The organism is Bradyrhizobium sp. sBnM-33 (genome assembly GCF_032917945.1).
Classification (GTDB): domain Bacteria; phylum Pseudomonadota; class Alphaproteobacteria; order Rhizobiales; family Xanthobacteraceae; genus Bradyrhizobium.
In genome coordinates this window covers 81,912-101,967 of record NZ_CP136624.1, presented here as the reverse complement: position 1 = coordinate 101,967, position 20,056 = coordinate 81,912, and the positions used below count along the sequence as shown (strand labels likewise).

Annotated in this window: 14 protein-coding genes; 4 read left to right on the top strand and 10 right to left on the bottom strand. The window is 64.6% G+C overall.

Annotated features, from left to right (window positions below; translation table 11 throughout):
* Positions 1-95: 95 nt before the first annotated feature.
* The 4 genes from accD to RX328_RS00415 all read left to right on the top strand — a co-directional run bounded on the left by accD (position 96) and on the right by RX328_RS00415 (position 4,573).
* Positions 96-1,037: an acetyl-CoA carboxylase, carboxyltransferase subunit beta gene (gene accD, locus RX328_RS00430; protein WP_213252505.1), complete on the top strand. Its 942-nt coding sequence runs from the start codon at positions 96-98 to the stop codon at positions 1,035-1,037.
* Positions 1,034-2,374, top strand: a complete 1,341-nt coding sequence (locus RX328_RS00425; RefSeq protein ID WP_213252504.1) for a bifunctional folylpolyglutamate synthase/dihydrofolate synthase — start codon at positions 1,034-1,036, stop codon at positions 2,372-2,374. Before accD ends, RX328_RS00425 begins: the two co-directional genes overlap by 4 nt.
* A gap of 251 nt (positions 2,375-2,625) precedes the next feature.
* Positions 2,626-3,366: a metallophosphoesterase family protein gene (locus tag RX328_RS00420; protein WP_213252503.1), complete on the top strand. Its 741-nt coding sequence runs from the start codon at positions 2,626-2,628 to the stop codon at positions 3,364-3,366.
* Between the two features lie 172 nt (positions 3,367-3,538).
* On the top strand, positions 3,539-4,573 hold the full coding sequence (locus RX328_RS00415; RefSeq protein ID WP_317258590.1) for an IS110 family transposase: 1,035 nt from the start codon (positions 3,539-3,541) through the stop codon (positions 4,571-4,573).
* A 345-nt stretch (positions 4,574-4,918) separates the two neighbouring features.
* Here the strand turns inward: RX328_RS00415 and RX328_RS00410 are convergent, their stop codons facing one another.
* The 10 genes from RX328_RS00410 to dut form a co-directional block, all read right to left on the bottom strand.
* Positions 4,919-5,380 (bottom strand): DUF2231 domain-containing protein, encoded by a 462-nt coding sequence (locus RX328_RS00410; RefSeq protein WP_213252741.1) that lies wholly within the window; start codon positions 5,378-5,380, stop codon positions 4,919-4,921.
* Positions 5,381-5,590: 210 nt separating this feature from the next.
* Positions 5,591-6,601 (bottom strand): ATP-dependent DNA ligase, encoded by a 1,011-nt coding sequence (locus tag RX328_RS00405; protein WP_213252819.1) that lies wholly within the window; start codon positions 6,599-6,601, stop codon positions 5,591-5,593.
* Between the two features lie 139 nt (positions 6,602-6,740).
* Positions 6,741-7,061 (bottom strand): thioredoxin, encoded by a 321-nt coding sequence (gene trxA, locus RX328_RS00400; protein ID WP_016847387.1) that lies wholly within the window; start codon positions 7,059-7,061, stop codon positions 6,741-6,743.
* A gap of 104 nt (positions 7,062-7,165) precedes the next feature.
* Complete coding sequence (gene addA, locus RX328_RS00395) at positions 7,166-10,657, bottom strand: double-strand break repair helicase AddA (RefSeq protein WP_409410830.1); 3,492 nt, start codon at positions 10,655-10,657, stop codon at positions 7,166-7,168.
* Positions 10,651-13,797, bottom strand: a complete 3,147-nt coding sequence (gene addB / locus RX328_RS00390) for a double-strand break repair protein AddB (RefSeq protein ID WP_213252742.1) — start codon at positions 13,795-13,797, stop codon at positions 10,651-10,653. Before addB ends, addA begins: the two co-directional genes overlap by 7 nt.
* Positions 13,798-14,031: 234 nt before the next feature.
* Positions 14,032-14,754, bottom strand: a complete 723-nt coding sequence (locus RX328_RS00385; protein WP_213252743.1) for a nucleotidyltransferase family protein — start codon at positions 14,752-14,754, stop codon at positions 14,032-14,034.
* 128 nt (positions 14,755-14,882) lie between these two features.
* The gene (locus RX328_RS00380; RefSeq protein WP_057844762.1) at positions 14,883-15,206 is read right to left on the bottom strand and encodes a PilZ domain-containing protein; all 324 of its coding nucleotides are present in this window, start codon (positions 15,204-15,206) and stop codon (positions 14,883-14,885) included.
* 87 nt (positions 15,207-15,293) lie between these two features.
* Positions 15,294-16,814: a tRNA (adenosine(37)-N6)-threonylcarbamoyltransferase complex ATPase subunit type 1 TsaE gene (gene tsaE / locus RX328_RS00375; protein ID WP_213252744.1), complete on the bottom strand. Its 1,521-nt coding sequence runs from the start codon at positions 16,812-16,814 to the stop codon at positions 15,294-15,296.
* The gene (locus RX328_RS00370; protein ID WP_213252745.1) at positions 16,811-19,330 is read right to left on the bottom strand and encodes a PAS domain-containing sensor histidine kinase; all 2,520 of its coding nucleotides are present in this window, start codon (positions 19,328-19,330) and stop codon (positions 16,811-16,813) included. The genes tsaE and RX328_RS00370 overlap by 4 nt, the downstream gene beginning before the upstream one ends.
* A gap of 272 nt (positions 19,331-19,602) precedes the next feature.
* Positions 19,603-20,055, bottom strand: coding sequence for a dUTP diphosphatase (dut, locus tag RX328_RS00365; protein ID WP_249726601.1), 453 nt, complete (start codon positions 20,053-20,055; stop codon positions 19,603-19,605).
* Position 20,056: the final 1 nt, after the last annotated feature.

Sequence of the window (20,056 nt, the reverse complement as noted above, 5' to 3'; positions counted from 1 at the left end):
TTGCGTGGAAATAGGCGTTAACGGCGGCTTGCCGGCCCTCGGGCGGACGGCCATATATCTCATCTGATGCGTTCAACCGCATTTCGGAGCGAACCATGAATTGGCTCACCAATGTCGTCCGGCCGAAAATCCGCAACATCCTGCGCCGCGAGACGCCGGAGAATTTGTGGATCAAGTGCCCGGATTCCGGGCAGCTCGTGTTTTACAAGGACGTCGAGGCCAACCAGTTCGTCATTCCCGGCTCGAACTACCACATGCGCATGGGCGCGGTGGCGCGGCTGAAGTCGATCTTCGACAACGAGACCTGGTACGACATCGCGTTGCCTGAGGTGACGCCGGATCCGCTGAAATTCCGCGACGAACGCAAGTATGCCGATCGCATCAAGGACGCGCGTGCCAAGACCGGGCTGAATGACGCCATCAAGGTCGGCTACGGCAAGCTGGAGGGCGCCGGCGTTGTCATCGCAGTGCAGGATTTCGATTTCATGGGCGGCTCGCTCGGCATGGCCGCGGGCGAGGCGATCGTGCGCGGGCTCGAGCTTGCGGTTGAAAAGAAGTCGCCCTTCATCGTGTTCGCGGCCTCCGGCGGCGCGCGGATGCAGGAGGGCATCCTGTCGCTGATGCAGATGCCGCGCACCACCGTCGGTGTGCAGATGCTGCGGGAGGCGAAGCTGCCCTACATCGTGGTGCTGACCAATCCGACCACCGGCGGCGTCACCGCGTCCTACGCCATGCTGGGCGACGTGCAGATCGCCGAGCCCGGCGCGCTGATCGGCTTTGCCGGCGCGCGTGTGATCGAGCAGACTATCCGCGAGAAATTGCCGGAAGGATTCCAGCGCGCCGAATATCTGCTCGACCACGGCATGATCGACATGGTGGTGCATCGCCACGAGATGCGTTCGACACTGGCGCGGCTGTGCCGGCTGTTGACCAAATCGCCGCCGCTCGAAGCGGCCTCAAAGCCTTTGCCGCAGGTGACGGACCCGGCCCAGATCGTCTCGGCGCCGGAAGCCGTGCCGGCTGCGCCCCACGCGTGAACCTGCCTGCCGCCAGACCCCAACCGCTCGATGAATTGATCGCGCGGCTGTCTGCCTTGCATCCAAAGCGCATCGATCTCAGCCTTGATCGGATGCACCGCCTGCTGGCGCGGCTCGATCATCCGGAGCGGCTGTTGCCGCCGGTGATCCACGTCGCCGGCACCAATGGCAAGGGCTCCACCATCGCTTACCTGCGCGCGATCCTGGAGGCCGCAGGCTTGCGCGTGCACGTCTACACCTCGCCCTATCTGGTCAGGATCAATGAATGCTTCCGCCTGGGCGAGAAGGGCGGCGGACGGCTGGCTGATGATGCCGAATTGCGTCGGGTGCTGGAGCATTGCGAGCAGGTCAACGCGGGCGATCCGATCACGATTTTCGAGATGGAGACCGCGGCGGCGTTTTGCCTGTTCGCGGAGCATGACGCCGACGTGGTGCTGCTGGAAACCGGCCTCGGCGGACGATTAGATGCCACCAACGTCATCGATCGGCCGATCGCGACCGTGCTCACGCCGGTCAGCATGGACCACACCGAGTTTCTCGGCAGCTCGCTCACCGCGATCGCCGGCGAGAAGGCCGCCGTCATCAAGCGCGGTGCGCCGGTGATCTGCGCGGAGCAGGCACCGGAGGCGATGTCGGTGATCGAGGCGCAGGCCAACCGCATGCGCGCGCCGCTGCATGCGGCCGGACAACACTGGCATGTCGGCGTCGAGCGCGGGCGGCTGGTTTATCAGGACGAGCGCGGCCTGATGGATCTTGCAGCGCCCAAGCTGTTCGGCCGGCATCAATTTGATAATTCCGGCCTTGCCATCGCGACGCTGCGCGCGATCGAGGCGTTCAGGATCGGAATGCCGGCTTTCGAGGCCGGCATCATTGGCGCCGAATGGCCGGCTCGGATGCAGCGGCTGGTTGCGGGGGTTTTGGTCGATCAGGGGCCGAAGGGGTGCGAGATCTGGCTCGATGGCGGACACAATGCGGAAGGCGGGCGTGTTGCGGCGGCGGCGCTTGGCGATCTCGAAGAGCGGGTGTCGCGGCCCTTGGTGGTGATCGCGGGCATGATGGCGAACAAGGACGCGGACGCGTTTCTCGCCAATTTCGCAGGACTGACGCGGCACATCGTGGCGGTGCCGATTCCCGGGCGCGACAATGCGATGCCGCCGGACCGGCTGGCGGATGCGGCGCGCGCGCTCGGCATGCGCGTGGAAAATGCCGCAAGCGTCGAAGCCGCGCTGCACGCGCTGTCGCGTCTCGCTTACGAAGTGCCGCCGCGGATTCTGGTTACCGGCTCGCTTTATCTCGCCGGCCATGTGCTCGATATCAACGGCACACCGCCGGCATAGTATTCCCTAAAATTAAATGACCGCTGGAATCGCTTCCAGCGGCCGCCCGGGAAAAAAATATCGATTGCTTATGAATTCGCCAGCCCCGGTCTTTGTAAACTCTAGCCAAGACGCCTCAAAGCTGCGAGTCGGAACCTTCGTTCCGCAATAGGAAGTAAGGATAATGTTGCAGGCTGGCTTCACCCAAATGAGGTAGATGGCGCAGCATCGTTCTTGCAGGCCGTACCACAATCATCAAAGCTGGAAACTCCATGCGTTTTGCCGCCATTGCCGACGTGCACGGAAATTATCTCGCGCTGGAAGCCGTGCTGGCCGACATCCGCGCGCGTGGCATTGGCGAAATCGTCAATCTCGGCGACATGGCGAGCGGTCCGCTCGACGCGCGACGCACGATGGATGCGCTGATGGCGCTCAACGCCGTTCACATCCTCGGCAATCACGATCGCTATCTGATCGACCGGCCGCCGGAGCAGATGGGATCGTGGGATCGGCCGGCGCACGCGCAGCTTGAAAAGCATCATCTCGATTGGCTGCGCGCGGTGCCGAAGACGGCGGTGTTTCGCGATCAGGTCTTTCTGTGTCACGCCACGCCTGAATACGACGAACTCTATTGGCTGGAGACGGTGTTGCCCGACGGCACCGTGCGAATGTCATCGCTCGATGCGATCGAGGAGCACGCGCGAGGCATCGCGCAATCCCTGATCCTCTGCGCCCACACCCATCTCGCCCGCGCGGTAAGGCTTCGCGATGGCCGCTTGGTCGTCAACCCCGGGAGCGTCGGCTCGCCCGGCTATCGCGACGTGCATCCCTTTCCGCATGTCGTCGAAGCCGGCACGCCGGATGCGCGTTACGCGATCCTCGAACTTGCTGATGGCGCCTGGCGCGTCACGTTTCGGCATGTGCCGTATGATCACGGCGCGATGGCCGCGCTCGCGCGACAGAACGGTCAGGCAGAACTCGCGAGCGCGCTGGCGACAGGATGGATCGGGTAGCCGATACCTGTAGATGGGGTAACGGGCCGGCCGAACCAGCCGCACGCTCGCTACGGCGCGATTTGGAAGCGCGCTCGCGTGCGGCTTTGCCGGGAGGCGGTCGTCCCTCAGACTGATGGTGTCAATAACCGGAGTCGGGCGAGCCCGCTCCAAGCATCATCGAGGGACGACCATGTACCACTATGCCGGAATCGACGTGTCTTTGAAAAGCTCGACCATTTGCGTGGTCGATGGCGCGGGCAAGATTTTGCGGGAGGCGAAGGTGGCGAGCGAGCCGGAGGCCCTGATCGCCTGGTTTCGGTCGTTGGGGCTTTCGCTCGAGCGGATCGGCCTGGAGGCAGGTCCTCTGTCGCAATGGCTTTACGCGGCGCTGCGCGAAGCGAAGTTTGCGGTCGAGCTTTTGGAGACGCGGCACGTCCGCGATGCCTTCAAATCGATGCCGGTGAAGTCGGACCGCAACGATGCCCGCGGGATCGCGCAACTGATGCGGCTGGGCTGGTTCCGCCCGGTGCACTGCAAGTCGATCGAAGCGCAGGAGACGCGTGCGGTTCTGACGGCGCGCAAACTGCTGCAGTCGAAGCTGCGCGACGTCGAGAACAGTCTGCGTGGCGTGCTCCGGGGCTTTGGCCTGAAGGTCGGCAAGACCACCGAATGCACGTTCGCCAGCCGTATCCGGGAGCTGGTCGCCGGCCATCCTGGACTGGAGCTGGTGGCAAAGGCGCTGCTCGAAGCCCATGCCGTGCTGCGGCGCGAGTTCAGCAGCCTGGACAAGCGAACCCAGAAGCTCGCCCGATCGCATCCGCCGGCCAGGCTTCTGATGACAACGCCGTCAGTCGGTCCGATCGTCGCTCTCACCTATGCCGCTGCGATCGATGATCCGAAGCGATTCCGCGCATCCAAGGCCACAGGCGCGCACTTCGGACTGACCCCGAAGAAACATCAGTCGGGGCAAAAAGACTACACCGGCCGCATCAGCAAGATTGGCGATGCCTCGGTGCGGGAGGCACTCCACCAGGCCGCTCACGTCATGCTGACCAAACCGATCAAGGGCTGCTCGGCGCTGAAGAGCTGGGCGATGCGGATCGCCAAACGCGCGGGCATGCGCAAGGCCAAGGTGGCGCTGGCGCGCAAGCTTGCCGTCATCCTGCACCGCATGCTTGCCGACGCCAAACCGTTCAACCCGATGGCCAAGGCCACCGCAACCTAAGCAAGGAGTATCGATCGATTCCGGGCGGGCCAAGACACCAGGCTCTCCCCGAGCGAAGTCCCTCGCCGGGACGATGGATCCGGTCAGGCCGCCATCCGGGAAGTCGGCTCACAACCACGCACCCCGTAGATTGGCCGGCCGATTCCTCATGCACCCCAGAAGGTGACGGCCTCAGCGCCGATCCCGTACAGAAGCAAGTGCCCGGCAAGTGGACCAAGCAAGAGGGATTGACAAACCAAGGCCCGTTACAGAAGCCCGGATGGAGCGAAGCGAAATCCGGGTTCGCGCCGCAAACAAGGACCCCGGGTTACGCTTTCGCTTCACCCGGGCTACAGCCCGCCTTAATCAGCGCGCCTGATCGGCGACGTCGGAGACGCCGACGTGGTCGCGATAAACCATCTCCCAGCCTTTCCAGCCGGTGAAGAGCAGGATGAGTACCACGATGAGCGATAGGATCAGTCCCGTGGGGACGATGGCCGAGGTTCCCTCAGCGTAGCGCGAGTACCAGTTGTAGAGCTCGATCAAGACCGCAACGACATTGCCGCCGGCATGCAGCCAAGCGTCATTGAGATTGCGGATGCGATCGTCTCCCATCAGGTCGATCACGCCCACGATCGCCGCGAGCGCAGCCATGATCAGGCCTATTCCCAGCAGCCAGAGCGACGCGCTGGCCCAGAATTCGTTCGAGGTTCGCCAGAACGCCACGTCTGAGACGAATGCGAGGACGAAGCAGGCGACCGGAAATGGAATGAGCATGGGATGGATCGGGTGTCCGGCAATTTGCGCGGTCGATCTGGGGTTTGTCATGCGTCCCTCCTCAAGTGGCAGTTTCGCGGTCAACTGCCTGTTGCCGGGCCAGTTCCTGGCAATTTGCGGATTAGGTGCTCGTTTGCGCCGCAATAATTTCGGTAATTTAGCTGTAGCCCGGATGGAGCGCACCGCAATCCGGGATAAGTTTGAATAATTGTACGAGCGCTCCCGGGTTACGCTTTCGCTTCACCCGGGCTACGGCCACCCCTACTTCAGCAGCTTCATCGGATCGGCAGCCTTCTGCTTGAGTTGATCGAAGGTGCACTGCCGCGGCGCCTTGTCGGGTCGCCAGCGCAGGATGGAGGTGCCGTGGCGGAAGCGCTCGCCGCTGAAATGGTCGTAGCAAACCTCGATCACGAGCTTTGGCTTCAAGGGACACCACTTTGCGGATCGCTCGGTCGACCACCGGCTTGGCCCGCCCGGCGCGTTGCCGGTGAAGCCGGGCGGCGCAATCAGCGGTTCGAGCCGATATGTCAGCGCCGGCTTGTCCGCCTGCTTGATCGCGGAGGTGAAGCCGACATGATGCAGGAGACCTTTATCGTCATAGAGGCCGAGCAGCAGCGAGCCGACGACTTTCCGGTTTGCAATTTTGTTCGTCGCGTAACGGAAGCCGCCGACGACGCAATCGGCGCTGCGGAATTTCTTGATCTTCTGCATGCCGTCGCGGTTGCCGGCCTGATAGGGCAGGTCGACGCGCTTGGCGATCACGCCATCCGAACCGCCGCCGGCCTGCTTCAGCCATTTCTGGGCGGTGGTGTAGTTCGTGGTGACCGGAGACAAGCGAAACGTCGGATTGGATTTGAACTGCGCTTTCGCAAAGGCGTCAAGCGCGGGGCGGCGCTCGCGCAGGGGCGATGCGGCGAGCTTCTTGTCCGCGGCGGTCTTCAGCAGGTCGAACGCGAGAAACAGCGCCGGCGTCTCCTGCGACAGCTTCTTGACCCGGCTTGCGGCGGGATGAATCCGCTGCAGCAGATCGTCGAACGAAAACGCCTTGCCATGCGGCACGACGATTTCGCCGTCGAGCACGAATTCGCTCGCTTTCAATGCCAGCGCGGCGCGGACCAGTTCGGGAAAATAGCGGGCGAGATCCTCGCCGGACTTGGAGCGGAGATCGACGGTCTCGCCGTGGCGGGACAGCAGGCAGCGGAAGCCGTCCCATTTGGGCTCGTACTGCCATTCCGCACCGCGCGGGATGGCATCGACCGAGCGCGCCTCCATGGCCGCAAGCGGGGCGCGGCGCCGACGCGCCTTTCCGGATGGCAGGCTCGATAACTCTTCAACGCGAGACATACCGTCTCAACGCAACGGCCAGCTATTCGCCGGCCGTTGTTAAAAATTTATTGTCTCAAGACGGCGATCAGACCGCAGCGGTGATCCACTGCTGCAGCTTCGCCTTCGGCGCGGCGCCGACCTGACGGGAGGCCATCTCGCCGCCCTTGAAAATCATCAGGGTCGGGATCGACATCACGCCGTATTTCGAGGCCGTCTTCGGGCTCTCGTCGACGTTCAGCTTCACGATCTTGACCTTGTCGCCCATCGCGCCGGAAATCTCGTCGAGCGCAGGCGCGATCATGCGGCAGGGCCCGCACCATTCGGCCCAGAAATCGACGACCACCGGCCCGGTCGCCTTGAGCACTTCGGCTTCGAAATCGGCGTCAGAAACCTTGCCAACGGCCATCGGAATTACCTCGTTCGGTTAGAAATTATGGGGCGCGGTCAAGAATCGCGCCCAAGGATGATAGTGGCAAACCTATGAACGCGACCCTGCCGGGTCAAGCGCGGTCACGCCGAGATGATGGATGCCAGCTCGGCCTCCAGCGCGGGGGCGGAAATCTCCATTAATTCAGCGGATTCGGTCCAAAGCAGCGCGGCCCGGACGGGGAGCTGGGGATAAAGCTTGCCGAGCACCGCCCGGTACAGCGCAAGCTGGCGGACATAGCCTCTCGGCGCCTCCTCGGGCCGGCCCGGCGGGGCGTGGTTGGTCTTGAAATCGACGATCAGGACTTCGCGCTCGGTCACCACGAGGCGGTCGATCTGCCCAGATACCAGCGCCGGCCGGCCGCCCGGCCGCTCCAGCCGTCCGACGATCGGGACTTCGGCGCGGCTGCCGGGGGCGAAAGCGTGCGCAAACCGCGCATCGGCGATCAAGGCGAGCGTGCTTTCGGCCAGCATTTGCCGTTCTTCCTCCGTCCAGCCATCGGCGTTGCGGGCCAGATAGGCCAGCGCGGCCTCGCGGCGGCGCGCGGCGGCGACGTCGGGCAGCGACTGCAGCAGCCGGTGTACCAGCGTGCCGCGCTGCAGGGCGCGGGCACGCTGCACAAGAGATTCGGCCGTCCGTACCGGGTGCTCGCTGTCTGCCGGGTCCGAAGGCCGCAACAGACCTTCTGGCGAAATTTCGGGCTGTGCTGGCGTCAGCAGCCAGGTGGGCAGCACGATCGGCGCTGCCGGGGATGACGCAGCAGGCGGAGCGGCCGAGGGCGCTGCTTCTTCAGGCCGCGTATAGCGCTTCACCCGGCCTATGGCGGTCTCGATCTCCTGAAGCTGCAATCCGGAGCCGGCGAGCCCCTTGGTGATCAGATCGTACCAGGACAGCGGCCGGACGCTCTTCATATTGCCGGGCAAGCAGCCGCCGACGATCAGGCGGTCTGCCGCACGCGTCATCGCAACATAGAGCAGGCGGCGGTATTCATCCTCGGTATCGTCGATCATCGCGGCGCGGGCGGTGGCGACAGCCGGGGGGTCCTCCGCCTTGCGGCCGGCCCACACCACGACACCGGGCGCATGCGGATCTGCATTGCCCAGCGGCAGGTTGATGAGCTTCAGCCGCTGCGTATCCGAGGGCGAGGTCGTGGTGTCCACCAGGAACACGACGGAAGCCTCCAGGCCCTTGGCGCCGTGCACCGTCATGACGCGGACTTCGTCCCGCGAGATCTCCATGTCGCGCTTCACTTCGAGATCGGCCGTGCGCAGCCACGCCATAAAGCCCTGCAGCGAGGCCGGCGCTTTGCGTTCGTAGCTCAGCGCCAGCTCCAGAAATTCATCCAGCGCATCGTTCGCCTCGTGCCCAAGCCGCCGCAGGATACGCGCGCGGCCGCCGTCGCCGCCGAGCAGCCAGGCATAGAACGAAAACGGCGTTTCGCTGGCAAAGCGGCGCTCACATTGCTCGAGCCGCCACAGCGCATCCCGCAACCGCCCGTCGGTTGGGGCACGCGCGGTCAGTGCGGCGCGTAACGATCCCTTGCGCTGCCAGGCGATCTTGAAGAGATCGTCGTCGTCGAGCCCGAACAGCGGGCTCTTGAGCGCCACCGCCAGTGCCAGATCGTCCTGCGGCAGCAGCAGCGCGTCGGCGAGGTTCATCAGGTCGATGATCGCGATGTGCTCGGTCAGCTTGAGGCGATCGGCGCCCGCGACCGGAATGCCGGCGTGCTTCAACGCCTGGATCACGGCGTCGAACGCGTTGCCGCGCCGCCGCACCAAGACCAGCATGTCGCCATAGCGCAGCCTACGGCGGTCGTTCTTGCTGCCGGTCATCGCACCACTGCCGACCAGCGCCTTGATCTCGGCCTGGATGCGCCGCGCCAGCTTCACTTCAGGGCTGGTCGCGGAGACGCCGTCGAATGGCGCGCGCCAGCCCTCGATATCCTGCCGGTCGTCGGCTTCCGCCAGCTCCCAGAGATCGATCTGGCTCGGACCAGCGTCGGCCAGCGCGTGATGGATCGGGTTGCCGATATCGACCGCATGAATGCTGCGAAAAATATCCTGCTCGCGAAACACCTGATCGACCGCGTGCAGGATCGCCGGCCCCGAGCGGAACGAATAGGTGAAGGACACCGGATCGAATTTTAGTCCGGCGCCCTCGAACTTCCGCTGCAATGCGCGTCGGCGCAGGTCGAATTCGCGCGGGGCCGCGCCCTGGAACGAAAAGATCGACTGTTTCTCGTCGCCGACCGCGAACACCGTTCGCACCACGCCGTCGCGCGCGCCGGCACCCGAAGTAAATTCGGAGATGATGTGTGCGACGATGTCCCATTGGCGGGGGCTGGTGTCCTGCGCCTCGTCGATCAGCACATGGTCGACGCCGCGGTCGAGCTTGTAATGCACCCAGCCCGAGGAAACGCGGTCGAGCATTTCCAGCGTCTTGTCGATCAGGTCGTCATAGTCGAGCAGGCCGCGTTCCTGCTTCTCGCGGCGGTAGTTCGCCGCCGCAGCGGTTGCGATATATAGCAGCGCCTCGGTACGGTCGCGCGCCACCAACGCGCGCCGGCGTTCGATCAGGGGGAGGACGCGGCCGACTTCCGAATCGAACAATCGACCAACCGCAGGATTCTTTTTGACAAAGCCGTTGGTGACGACCGTGGCCCTTGGCGTGCGTTCATCTGTGAGAAATAACCCGAGATACGCGTCAACTTGGGCAGCCCCGGTAAATGCCAGCGCCTCTCGAAGTCGGTCGGCCTGTTTCTGGTCGGCCTTACCGCTAGTATCGAGAACTCTGGCAATTTCCTGCCATTGCGATCGCGGCAGGTTGGGTCCTTCAATGATCTCACGCTCGACATCTTCGATGCGATCATTGGGATCAACACCGAGTGCGGCTGAAATCTGCGCTGCGGCCGCCTGCGCGCTTCCGGCGGCGTCCGTCCAGGCCATGAAATGATCGCGGCTGAGACAGGCCTCGCGCACCACGTCCTTGAAGGTGACGTCGGCGGCGCTGGCCATCGCCGTCATCAGCGCGCGCCCGGTCGCGCTGTCAGGGTTGCGCGACGCCTCGAGGAAAACGGCGAGATTGGCTCGCTCCATCATCTCGTTCTGGTCGCGCTCGTCGAGCACGGCAAACCGCGCCGGCACATTGGCTTCGAACGGGAATTGCTGCAGCAGTCGCGTGCACAGCGCGTGGATGGTCTGCACCTTTAGCCCGCCCGGCGTCTCCAGCGCGCAGGCGAACAGTTTGCGCGCCGACTTGCGCAGGCGTGTGCTGGGATGGGGAATGCCGGCCTCGCGGATCGCCGCATCCAGAGCGTCGTCGTCGAGCGTCACCCAATGGCCCAGCGTGGTGAACACGCGCTCCGCCATGTTGGCGGCGGCGGCTTTGGTGAAGGTGATGCAGAGAATCTTTTCCGGCGCCACGCCGTCGAGCAAGAGCCGGATCACCCGCTGCACCAGCACATGCGTCTTGCCCGAGCCGGCATTCGCCGAAACGAAGGCGGACGCGGCCGGATCGGACGCGCGCGCCTGCGTTGCGCGGACGGCGTCGGGAATGATGCGTCGCGCCTTCACCATTCCTCGATTCCCAGGCCGCCGGCTGCCGACCATTCCTTGATGCGGGCGAGATCGTCATAGGCGCCGTAGCGGTTCGACCACATGGAAAGGTTCAGGGAAGTGTACGCGGTCTCTTCGTTCTCGAATTTGCGGATCAGCGCTTCGAGCTGTTCGCGGGCGTAGTCGGCGGCCTCGTCCGGCGGCTGCGGTGTGTCGTTGTTCCTGATCTTCAGCTCCAGCGAGCGCTGCTCGCCGGGCGGATTGTTGCCGCTGAGCCTGACATAGACGAGCTCGCCGACGGATGAGCCGGCGCGGATATTCTCAAAGCCGCCCTCGCGCAGGATCGCGGCCTCCAGCGTCAATTGCGGCGACAGGCCCATGCGCACCTGCTTGCCAGTCGGCGGCTGTCCGGTCTTGTAATCGAGGATCGCAAAACTGCCGTCATGGCGCTGCTCGATCCGGTCGGCACGCGCGGACAGCGTGAAGGTGCGCTCATTGTCGAGCGGGATCTTGATCTCGCCCCTGATCTCGGCGGCAATCTTCACAATGTGGTCGCGCCGCGCCTTTTCCCAATCCGCAAACCAGGCGGCGATGCGCTGAAACCGCGGCCACCACAGGGCGCGTGCCTCCGGCCGCTCCATCAGCGGCGCGAAATATTTCTCGCCGATGCCGCGCAGCGCCAGCGCGGGCTCTGGCGGAAGCGCGTCGGCGAATTTCTGCGTGAACTCGCCGAGCGCGTCATGGATCGCCGAGCCGCGGTCGGCGGCCGACAGCGGCATGTCGACGGGATCGAGCGGATCGAGTCGCAGGATATATTTCGCGTAGATCGTATAGGGATCGCGCAGCCAGTCCTCGATCGCGGTGACCGACAGTTTAAGCGGCCGCGTCGCGACGGGCGGCCCCGGCGCGGGCTGCTCGATCGGCTTGACCTCGTCGGGCTGATCCAGTTCGGCGGCGAAGCGGACGTAATTTTCTCCGGCACGTTTGGCTTCCTCCCAGCGCGCTTCGCCGGCCACCGCCTCCAGGCGGTGCAAGAAGCGCGAGGCGACCGCCGGCGCGCCGCCGACTTTTGCCGAATGGGTGAGAATCACATCCGGCGTGCCCAGCAATTGCGCGAAGTCGTGCGCGGAGAGGCCGATGCGCCGCTCCGGCAGATCGAGGCCGAGCTCATGGCGCATCGGCCGGCTCAGCCACGGATCCACGCGCGGCGCCGGCGGCCACACGCCTTCGACCAGCCCGCCGAGAATGACACGGTCGGATTCCGTCAGCCGCGCTTCGAGCTGGCCGTAGATCTGGAGCTGCGCGTTGGCGGATTCCGGCCGCCGCACCATGCGATCGGCATAGGCGGTCTGGAACACATCGGGGTAATCGCCGAGCTGGACCATCAGGCCGCTCGGCTTTTGCTCGGCAAGCAGGTCGTCGAACGCCGCTGACAGGCCAGCGCCTTGCGCCTCCTCGAAGACAACCGCAACGCCGTCTTGATTCGAGGACAGCGCGATCAGCATTTCGCGATGGCGCAGCGCCAGTTCGGCGAAATCGTACGGCTTTGATGAGCCGATGATTTCCAGCGGCGACAGCGCCTTCTGCAACGCTGCGATCAGCGCCTGGGCCTCGTCGAGCTCGTGATCCCGCAATTTCGCGCGGGGCTCCGAGGCGTGAAGCGAGGAGGATTCCTTGCGCCGGAGCTTTCCGAGTTCGACGCGGAAGCGATCGAAATCGCGCGCCAAACCGGCCGTTCCCGCCTGCGGCCGGGTGCCACGCAGCAACGCCAGTTCGAGAGTCTCGATGGCATGCTTGAACGCGCCGGATGCGCCGCCGAGCCGAAACAGCGAATGCTTCAGTAGCGCCAGCAGCGTCGGGGGCTCCAGCCCCTTCGCGGCGGCTTCCGCAGCGAGACGGGCAAAAATGCCGCTTGGCGTGTCCATCAGCGCGTCGCCGCCGGAATCGTCGAATTCGAGATTCCAGCGCCTCAGCGCCGCCATCACCCGCCGCGCCAGCGCAGGATCCGGCGTTACCAGCGCGGCTGACTTACCGAGGTGCCGCGCCTCGCGCATCGCCACCGCGATCGCGAGCGCCTCCATCTCTGAGTTGGGTGCTTCGACGACGGCAAGCTTCGTCATGCCGGCAGCAATCCCTGCAGATACTTCCGGCTGCGCCAGCCGGTCGTGCCATTGCTCGGTCGCCGTCGACGGCCGCATCGTCTCCGATACCAGCACTTCTCGGCCCAGCGGCGCCGACGTGCCGAGAATTTCGACGTCGCTTCGCTTGATGCCAAAGCGATCCAGCAATCCCTGCATCGCAAATTGCGGGTGGTTGGAGGAGGGCTGCGTAGTGAATTTGCCCTGCGCGTCCCTGACGCCGCCAATCGTCTGCCAGGCTTCCTCGTCGAGATCGGTGTCGAGCCCCGGCAGCACCACCGCGCCCTGCTTCAGGTGGGCGACGGCATTGAGGAATTTCGCGGTCGCCGGCATCGAGCCGGTCGAACCTGCCGCGACCACCGGCCCCTCATGATGTGCGGTGAGCCGCGCGGCTTCCGCCTCGATCAGGCGATCGCGCCGTTCGGCGGGCTCGATCCTTCCGATTTCCTTTAAGTGCTCCGGCCACGCCTTGCGCGCGATGCGCAGGAATTCCAGCGAGTGCTGCCAGTATTTGTCGAACTGGTCGGGCACCAGCCTGTCGAGCGCTTCCCAGGCGACGCCGCGCGTCACCATGTCGTCCATCAGGCGCGCCAGATCGCCGGCCAGCGCCAGCGTCGAGGCCGGGCCGCCGACCACGAGCGGCGCCGACACCGGGCTTTTTGCCCATGCCGCCACCAGATGCGCCAGTGTCAGGCGGCGCTCCAGTTCGCCAAGTTTTGGTGGAATGTCGAGCGGCGCGCCGGCGCTGAATTGTTCGGAGCCTTCCGCAAACGCCAGCTCGTCTTCGTCAATGTCGCCGAGCGCCACGATGCGCGGCAAGATCGCGGCATCGGTCTTCAGCTCATCGAGAAAGATTTCCCGCGCCAGCCGCCCGGCGCGCCGGGTCGGCAGGTAGAGCGTTGCCGTTGCGAGATTCAGCGGATCCTTGCGCGCGTCGAATCCCTCGACCAGCCGGCCGTCGACCAGCGCCGCGATGACGGTGCGCAGGAACGGTGCGGAGACGGGAACGCTGAAAACGCGCATGGGCTTCCTGATTCGAGATCAGGGGCAATATAGAGAGGTAAGGGGGGAAGGTCATGGGTCGGCGCGCGTAACCCCCGCTACTCACTGTCGTCATCCGCGAAAGCGGGTGACCGAGTATTCCAGAGACAGTCGGAATAGAAACGATGGCCGCGGCGTACTGGATGCCCCGCCGGAGCCTGTCATCGGGCGCGCATTCGCGCGACCCGTTGGCGGGGCATGACGGCTGTGGCCGGGCTACGCTACGCTTTCCAGAAACGCGTCTTCCGCGGCCTGTACCGCATCGGGGGTTCCGACATGCATCCAGATGCCGTCGAGCCTGAGGCCAAACAATCGTTCCTGCTCGTTGGCACGGTCGAACATTTTGGTCAGCGAAAACTCGCCTGCCGGCGCGTCGGCAAAGAGCGACGGCGACATGATTGCGGCCCCGGCATAGACGAACGGCACCACCTGGTGTTCACGCCGCTTGCGCAGCGCGCCATCCGGCAGCATGGCGTAGTCGCCGCGGCCGGCATAGCCGATGCTGTTCGTGGTCGGCGCCATCAAGAGCAGGATGTCCATGCGATCCGGATCGAAGGTTTCGGCGAGCCGCGTCAGATTGGGTTGCACGCCGTCGATCCACATCGTATCGGCGTTGACGTGGAAGAACGGCTCCTTGCCGAGCAGCGGCAGCGCCTTCACCACCGCGCCGCCGGTGCCGAGCACCTGGTGGCGTTCGTCGGAAATGATGATGCGGGGCTGGGTACGGTTCGCGGTGTGCCGGATGATCTGGTCAGGCAGGTAATGCACGTTGACCACGGCCTCGCTGACGCCGGCGTCGGCGAGTTTGTCCAGCACGTGATCGAGCAGCGGTTGGCCGGCCACGCTCACCAGCGGCTTTGGCATGTGGTCGGTCAACGGGCGCATGCGCAAACCGAGACCGGCGGCAAGGACCATGGCTTTGGTGGGCGTAACGGACATTTTTGGAGTTTCTCGAACCATCAAATCGCGCCGCGGATCATACCACGGCGATTCGCTTGAACCCAGCAGCCATGAGGCCTTAGTGGCCGCACATGACGGCCGTACGACGGCCGCCGGCGCAGCCAACTTCAGGCTTCGGCGTCCTCGGCCCCGCGCTTGGCCATTTTCTTCTTCTTGTCGCCCTGCTTCAGGAAATTGACGCCGATCTGATCGCCATTGACCCAGGCCAGCTCGCAGCGCCGATAGGCCAGTCCCGTCGACGACAGCAGCAGGAAGAATTCCTTGAGATGCAGGCCCTCGACTGAGCCTTCGACCGTCAGCTTGGCGCCGGTCTCGGAGACGTCTTCCATTACGCAATCGCGCCGCCAGGTGCCGTCGATCCCCATCATGTGCGCCGCAAAGCCGCGCTCGAATACGACTCGATCTCCCTTGCGCCGTTCCGCCGCCGCCATGGCCGTGTTTCCGTTTCAAAATGCTGGTCCACGCCTGCGCAGCGTGCCGGTTCCAGATTAAATGCGGGGTGGCTAACAGGAGGTAAATCAGGGCAGCGGCGGCGGCACGTTGGCGGCATACCATTCGCGAAATGCTGCCAATGCCGGATGCGCCAGCGAGCGGTTCAGGTAGGTCCAGATCCGGGGCTGGTGGCGCAGATATTGCGGCTTGCCGTCGCGTCCGTTGAGCCGGGCGAAGGTACCGAGCAGGCGCGTATTTCGCTGCGCCGACATGATGGCGTAGAGCTCGGCGAAGCTGGCCGGGTCGAACTGGCCATCTGCCGCGCGGCGCGCCTTGATGTAGCGGGTCAAGAGCGACAACTCGAGTGGTTCGGGGACGTCGATCCGTGCGTCCTGCAGCAAGGATACCAGGTCGTAGGCGGCAGGGCCCAACGCGGCGTCCTGGAAGTCGATAATGCCGACACGTAAAATCCCGGTGCGGTCGTCGAGCCAGATGATGTTGGGCGAATGAAAATCACGCAGCACCCAGGTTCGCGGCGCAGCCGCCGGCTTTTCCAGCAGGGTTCGCCACATCGCGACGAATTCGTCGCGTTGTTGCGGACTGACTTCAGCGCCGCGAACCGGCAGATACCATTCGAGCATCAGCCCGATCTCGACCAGCCATGCGTCGATATCGTAGAGCGGAATTTGGTAGGAGCCCTGCGGCCCCAGCGGCACCGTTTCGGGCAAGGTTTCGCGGTGTAACGCCGCGAGCATGTCGGTTGCCGCCTCATAGCGCTCGGCGATCGGCCGCGGCGGGTCGCCTTCTACGATGCCGACACTGCCGAAATCCTCGGTGATCAGGAAACCGGAATCGAGATCGGCGTGGCGGATCGCGGGCGCCGAGAAGCCGTGTGCGCGCAGGCCATTGTCGATGGCGACGAACGGCTTGACGTCCTCGGCAAGATGAACGGCTGCGCTATAGGATTTTCCGTCATAGATCGCCGGTCCATCCGGACGGCGCGGCGAATTCATCAGGATGGATGTGCCGTCGTCGCCGATCAGGCGCGCATAGGAGCGCGTCGACGCGTCGCCGGGCATGCGCTCGCGCGCTGCATCCAGAAAGCCGGCCTCAGTGAGAAATTTGCGTAAGCTGCTTAGTCGCGCCACCTGCGCCGCCGACTTGCCATAGCCGGTGATTTCGGCGGCCCGCGCGCTCGATCCGAGCGCGGGACGATGGCTGAAGGCGATATCGATGCGGTCTTCGGGCAGTGCGTCGGGTGCGCGCTCCGGCCATTCGATCAGCGCCAGCGTGCCCTCGGGCAGTGGCGACAACCCGATTTCCTCCAGCTCGCTCGAATCGTTGATGCGGTAGAGATCGGCGTGGACAATCGGAAACGGCAACTCGTAGCTCTGCGCCAGCGTGAATGTCGGGCTCGGCACTTCGAGCGTGGGATCGTCGGCGAGGTAGCGGATCATAGCGCGCGCCGCCGCGGTCTTTCCCGCGCCGAGATCGCCCGACAGCGTAATGACGTCGCCGGGGCGGACCAGCAGCGCGAGGTCGGCCATCAGATGCGCCGTTGCCGCCTCGTTCGCCAACGCCACTGTAAATGTCGCAGGCGCGGTCATTCGGCGGCGTTACGGTGGGCGTTCTGGTCGATCGGGAAATCGCAGGTGACGGTCGTGCCTCTGCCGACGACCGAGTCGACGCGCACCTTGCCGCCATGCAGTTCGACGAACGAGCGTACCAGCGACAGGCCAAGGCCGGCGCCGCGGTGGCGCGAGCCGTGGGAGTGGCTCTCAAACCAGTCGAATACCTTGTCTTTTACCTCGGCGGGAATGCCGGGGCCGGAATCGGAGACGGTGAAGATCACGCGATGCTTGGTTCGCCGCGCGCTGATCGTGACCGCGGCATCGTGCGGCGAGAACCCGACGGCGTTGGCAAGCAGGTTATAGAGCACCTGCACCACGCGCCGCTCGTCGCCGATGAAGTTGCCGATGTCAGGATCGATATCGACCTTGAGCTCGATGCGATCGGTTGCCAGCCGGTCCTGGATGCCTTCGGCGGCGGCCTGAATGGCTTTTTCAATATTGACTGGGCCGAGCTCGAGCTTCATCGCGCCGGCATCGATGGTGGCGAGATCGAGGATGTTGTTGGTAAGCGCGAGCAGCGCGTTGGTCGACTTGGTAACGTAGTCGAGATACTCGGCCTGCTTTGGCGTCAGCGGGCCGGTCGAGGGATCGCTGAGGAAATGTGCGAAGCCGATGATGGTGGTCAGCGGTGCGCGCAGCTCGTAGGACACGTGGTGGACGAAATCCACCTTCATCTGGTCGGCGGCTTCCAGCGCCTCGTTGCGCTCGCGCAACGCGCGCTCGACGTTTTCGGTATCGGTGATGTCCTGGAATGTCAAAAGGGTTGCGCCGTCGGGCAGCGGCATGGTCATGCAATCCAGCACGCTGCCGTCCTTGCGTTCGAGCTTCAGCGCTACTTGCGCCCGGTTCTCGATCGCGGTGATGGCCTCGCGCAGCGCCCGCCAGGTCAGCGCGTCGTCGAACAGCGGCTTGCACCACGCTTCCACGGTTTCGATGTGGGGCTGTTCTTTGAGGGATTCCGCCGAGAGCTTCCACATTTTCAGGAAAGCGGGATTGAACAGTTCCACACGGCCGTTGCTGCCGAACACCGCGACCGCTTCAGCCAGATTGTCGAGCGTTTCATGCTGGACCCGGGTCAGCCGGTCATAGCGGCGTGCGAGATCGAGGCTCTCGGTGACATTGTCGAACAGATAGGTGACGCCGCCTTCGAGGTTCGGCGTGGTGACGACGCTGACGGCGCGGCCATCGGGCAGAAACCAGGTGTAGTTCTCCGGCTCGACGGCGCGGTAGGCTTCGTGGAGCTTGGCCTTCCAGGCGCGGAAATCGGGCTGTTCGGGCAGTTTGCGCGCTGCGCGCAGCCGGTCGAGCACGCTCGAATCATCGGGGTTGGAATCAAGGAAGGCCTGATCGAGACCCCACAGCCGCCGGTAGGATTCGTTGTAGAAGGCAAGCCGCCGGTGGCCATCGAACACGGCAACCCCTGACGACAACTGGTCGAGGGTGCGGCGATGGGCTTCGGACATCCGCTCCATGGCGTCGCGCAACTGGGTCGCCTCGCTGGCGTCGATGGCGATGCCGGCGCTGCCGCCGCCGAGCTTGAGCGCCTGAACATCATAGATGCGCCGCTCGCCGCCGACCACGATCGGCAGCCGCGCGGTGTAGGTGGAATTGTCGTTCAGCACCCGGCCCATCTCGGAACGCTGGTCGTTCTCGAGGAGCTCGAGGTTACGGTGGATCGTGTCCGCGAGGCTTGCGCCTTCGGTGGCCCGCACATAGGCCGTGTTCGCGTAACGCAGATTGCCCTCGGCGCTCTTGGCCCAGATCGGCCAGGGCGCCGCGGCGGCGAAGTCGCGCAACAACTCGGTCTCCTCCAAAAGCGTCCTGTAGCGGAGATTGGATTCGGCGAGCTCACGGCGCAAGCCGCCGAGTTCGCGAATCCGCACAATGGCTTGCCCCCCAATGGCGCGGCCCATTGCTTCGATGGCGCGGCCGTTCGAGGTGGAGAGGTTGAGCAGAAAGCCTTCGCCGGCCTCGCGCAGCGCGTCGACCGCATGGTCCATCTGCAGGGCCGGCTCCGGCGGCAGCCAGGTTCCAAAGGCGAGGATGCGTTGCGGTGAATTCGACAGTGCGTCCTGCGAGATCAGAAGCGAGGTGTCGCCGCTGATCTGGGGCCGGTTATCCCCCGCGGCCCAAGCGATCAGGATCTGGGGCTCGGCGAACAAGAGCGCGCGCAGCCGATCGGCTTGTACCTGCAGGTCGGCGATATCGGAGCGCAGGTCGAGTTCCAGCCGGGTGGCCCGAATCCGCGTGCGCATCAGCAGGATCGCCGCCACTACGGTAAAGCCGAGCAGCGATAGCGCCGTCGTCAGCGCCGCGAATTCCTGGTGATTGAGGTCGAACAAGGCGGAAATCGCCTGCGTGATGGTCAAATCGTCGGCCAACGCGGGCTCCGGCAGCGCGGAGAGGGCGGTGGCAAGCGCAATCACGCCGTGGCGCGCCAGTGAGGTGCACGACAGCAGGGTTCGACGCATCGCAGCGGCTACGCCCGACATTATTTGCCCCAAGAACGCATGACTGCAGGCACCACCCCCCAGCGCATAATCCGCCAAAATGTGGGCGGTTTGCGTTGAGATTATGCGCCGACTAAGGATTGAGCGCGCCCGGACACAAAACCGGACCCCACTTTTGCTGGTCGCGCTCTACACGAATCGGGTCGAGAGTATCCCCTTCGGAAGTCGACCGGTAAGAGTCCAGACCGTGAACGCAAAACTGCCTGTGAAAAAATCAAGGCGGCGCCGTTCCGAACCGTTCAAATTGAAACGATTCAGCTGCCGGTCGAGCCAAAGCCGCCACTGCCACGGCCGGTTGCCGTCAACGAGTCGACGAGAACCAGTTCCGCTTGCACTAGGGGCGCGATCACCATCTGCGCGATGCGCTCGCCGCGCTTGATGGGAAAGGGCGTATCGCCATGGTTGATCAGGAGCACGTTGATCTCGCCGCGGTAATCCGCATCCACCGTGCCGGGCGAGTTCAGCACCGTGACGCCGTGTTTCGCGGCAAGCCCGGAGCGCGGCCGCACCTGCGCCTCATATCCGGAAGGCAGCGCGATCGTAAGCGCGGTCGGCACCATCGCGAATTTTCCGGGCGGGAGGATCAGCGGCGTATCCGCCGGCACCGCCGCGAGCAGGTCGAGCCCGGCGGCATCGACGCTCTGATAGGCCGGCAGGGCGAGGCCTTCGCCATGTGGTAATTGGCAGACGTCGACCTTCACAGTCATG